The organism is Streptomyces sp. NPDC002619 (assembly GCF_042889305.1).
Taxonomy (GTDB): domain Bacteria; phylum Actinomycetota; class Actinomycetes; order Streptomycetales; family Streptomycetaceae; genus Streptomyces.
Map to the genome: position 1 here is coordinate 1 of NZ_JBIAQV010000129.1, position 3065 is coordinate 3065.

Annotated in this window: 2 protein-coding genes and 1 pseudogene; 2 read left to right on the forward strand and 1 reads right to left on the reverse strand. The window is 72.1% G+C overall.

Annotated elements, in window-relative coordinates; all coding sequences use genetic code 11:
- Positions 1-446: 446 nt before the first annotated feature.
- Positions 447-987: pseudogene (locus ACFYXB_RS45665) on the forward strand (IS200/IS605 family accessory protein TnpB-related protein); the annotation flags it as partial.
- Between the two features lie 8 nt (positions 988-995).
- Here the strand turns inward: ACFYXB_RS45665 and ACFYXB_RS45670 are convergent.
- The gene (locus ACFYXB_RS45670) at positions 996-1220 is read right to left on the reverse strand and encodes a hypothetical protein (protein ID WP_389591402.1); all 225 of its coding nucleotides are present in this window, start codon (positions 1218-1220) and stop codon (positions 996-998) included.
- 401 nt (positions 1221-1621) lie between these two features.
- On the opposite strand from ACFYXB_RS45670, the gene ACFYXB_RS45675 reads away from it, so the two are divergent.
- Positions 1622-2887 carry a helix-turn-helix domain-containing protein gene (locus tag ACFYXB_RS45675; RefSeq protein ID WP_389591404.1) on the forward strand — a complete coding sequence of 422 codons (1266 nt, stop codon included), beginning with the start codon at positions 1622-1624 and terminating at the stop codon, positions 2885-2887.
- The last annotated feature ends 178 nt before the right edge of the window (positions 2888-3065 follow it).

The window sequence follows — 3065 nt, forward strand, 5'->3', positions numbered from 1 at the left end:
TCTGGCTGGGAGTGGATCACTTGACCTGCGGGTCCGTGAGCCAAAGTGACCACCACGGCCGGCGGTTCGTCCCTTTCCCAACGGAGTCCTGAAGGCCGGGGCATCCTCGGAGGAACCCGGTGACTGCGGGGCGGGCCGCGGGTGATCGGTGGCCGGGCGGGGGCCGGTGTCCGGGTGTGTGTCGGGGCCGGCCGGTCGTGTGCGGACGACCGGCCTGGCTTGGGGGCCGGGGTTCGGAACTGCTGGTGCTTGACCGAACCCAAGCGCGTTCCGGCGACCATGAGTGAGCGTTACTGCTGCGGTTCATTGCGAGGGCGGGTGTCCCATGGGACGAACGGGAGTTTGTGGGCCGAACGCGTGACCTTTCTCGTGGTCGGCTCGTTGTGGGTGGTGACGGATGACCGGAGTGGGGACCGGGGGCGGGTGCTGTGGGCGGGTTGCGGGAGTTGGCGGCGATCGCCATCGAGGACCTCGACTTCACCGCCGGCAAGACACGCGAGACGCTACGGCCGCAACAAGCGTTTCCGCCGGCTCCTCTCCCGCTTCCCCACCGCCCGGCTGAAGGCACGGCTGACGGCGATGGCCGCCGAGCAGGACATCGCGGTCGTCGCGGTCGATCCGGCCTACACCTCCCGGTGGGGCGCCCAGCACTGGCAGCAGCCCCTGACCAGCCAGACTCGCAAGGTTTCCCGGCACGATGCAGCCTGCATCGCGATCGGGCGACGCGCCCTCGGGCACCCGATCCGGCGACGGACGGCACCGCCCCGTACCCACCAGAGCGATGGGCACGGGCATCGGACCGTCCAGGCCGGACCGGGCACCCGAAGGCGTGAGGAAACCCGCCGCCCCGTCACGGACCGTGCACCCGATGCACGCGCCCGGACAGGGACACCCGAAAGAACGCGGGCGACCAGCACATCCACAACCGTTCGGGATGCGCGCAGTACCAGGATGTGGGTCCAGGACTCACTCCTGCTCACTGATTAGGAACGGTGTCAACCGCCGGTCGTGGTGCGCTGGTTCGCCGCCATGCGATGGCGGGCGAAGGCGCGTACCGCGGTCCAGGTCGCGGACGCGGCTCCGGCCAGGGAGGTCGCCGAGGCGAGCCCGGCCATCAGTCGGGCCTCGCCGGCGTCGAGGACGTCCTCGCGCGGCCGCGCCGCGGCGGGGGCCGGCGGTACGGTCACCGTGTCGGCATGCAGGATCGGGCTGTGGGTCATGTTCACCTCCTCGGCCAGCCGATGTCGTCGTCGGACGGCGCCCGCCGCGTCGGTCCCGGTCGGCCGGAGCGGCCCTGGCGGGCAGCACGGCGTGCAGGAATCGAGTGCTTCATGAACGACTCCCGTGAATATGACGGGGACAGCTCCCGTGGATGAGACGGGACAGCGCTGGGCGCCGTCGACTTGGCGCTCGAGATGCTGCCCTGGTCCGTTCGAGAGTCGCTTGAGGAATGCATGAGAGCCCCGTGAGGTCCGCACGAGGCCCAGGGCAGAGCGCCTGGCAAAAGATTGCCCGGCTGTTGCCGGGCACCCTACGCTCGTCGCGGCCCCGGTGGCCGGCCCGATCCGCTCGCGGCCATCCGTCCGCGCGTCCGACCCCGTCCAACCCAGGGAATGGTCACATGCCTCAGCAGCCCGCGTTCGGCCGCCGTCTCAGGAAGCTGCGCATGGCCCGCGGGCTGTCCCAGACCGCGCTGGCCGGCGACGGCATGTCCACCGGATACCTCTCCCGCCTGGAGTCCGGGGCGCGCCAGCCGACCGACCGCGCCGTCACCTACCTCGCCGAACGGCTCGGCCTCAAGGCCGCCGACTTCGAGGAGCCCGCGGGCGGTTCGCTTGCGCACGCGCTGTCGCTGGTCGCCTCCACCGGATCCGAGGACGCCCTCGAGACGCTGCGCGAGGCCCTGGCGGCCGAGGCGCACGAGACGCCCGTGCTGCGCTGGCAGGCGCTGTGGCAACTGGCAAGGCAGCGGCGGGTGCAGGGCGACCACATCGGCGAACGGGCGTACCTGGAGGAGCTGGTCCGGCTCGGCGACGAGGTCGGGCTGAGCGAGCTGAGGGTGCGCGGACTGACCCGGCTCGCCCGCTGCCTGCGCTCGCTCGGCGAGATCCCCGCCGCCCTCGACGCCTGCGTCACCGCCCACCACCTCGCCCGGGACTCCGACCTGGGCGGGGAGGACCGCTCCGCCGTACTGCTCGCCCTGGTGTCCGTGGAGGCCGAGGCCGGCCGGATGCCGGATGCCCGGGCGCACGCCGACGAACTGGCCGACCTGGTCGAGGGCCGGTCGGACGCGCTGTGGGCGGAGGCCATGTGGACCGTGGCCGCAGTCCGCGTCCGGCAGGGCGACTACCCGGCCGCGCAGGCATACCTGGAGCAGGCGCTGGAGAAGTTCGGCAGCAGCGAGGACCTGGTGCTGTGGCTGCGGCTGCGGCTCGCCGCGGGCCGGCTGCACCTGCAAAAGACGCCCCCGGACACCGAGGCCGCCCAGCGGTGCGTCACGGCCGCCGAGTCGGCACTGGCCTTCGTCGGCACGCCCGGCCTGCGCCAGGAGCTGACCGCGCTCAGGGCCGACCTCGCGTTTTTGACCGCCCGCTACGACGACGCCCGCGTCCTGCTCGGCGAACTCGCCCTGGAAGAACCGCGGATGACCTACCGCGACCGGGTCCGCCTCGACATCCTGCGCCACCAACTGCGCATCCTGTCCGGCGACGACAGCGGCGTGCGCGGCCTGCGCGCCCTGGCCGAACAGGCCCAGACGGACGCGAACATCGACCTGGCGGCGGACATCTGGCGCATCCTGGCAGAGGCACTGGCCCAGACCCAGGCCCACCGGGCTGCCGGGCCGTCTGCGGCGGCGGGGGCCGGCCAGCCGGAGCGACAGGCATGAGCAGCCCGCGGCTCTCGGTCCGTATGCCAGGTCCCGGTCCGGTGTAGGCGGCCGTTACTTCGATCCTCAATGGATCTCAGCAATCCGGGCATTTCGGCCCGGGTGGTCCGTCACGTCACCAAAGCGTGAGGGCTTCGGCTTGAGTACGGTCTCCCGTTTCCGTCTGCCGCTGGTGCGG

Excerpts from the sequence above, each read along its gene's own strand:
- ACFYXB_RS45670 (WP_389591402.1), bottom strand. The coding sequence starts at position 1,220 with ATGACCCACAGCCCGATCCTGCATGCCGACACGGTGACCGTACCGCCG.
- ACFYXB_RS45675 (WP_389591404.1), top strand. The coding sequence starts at position 1,622 with ATGCCTCAGCAGCCCGCGTTCGGCCGCCGTCTCAGGAAGCTGCGCATG.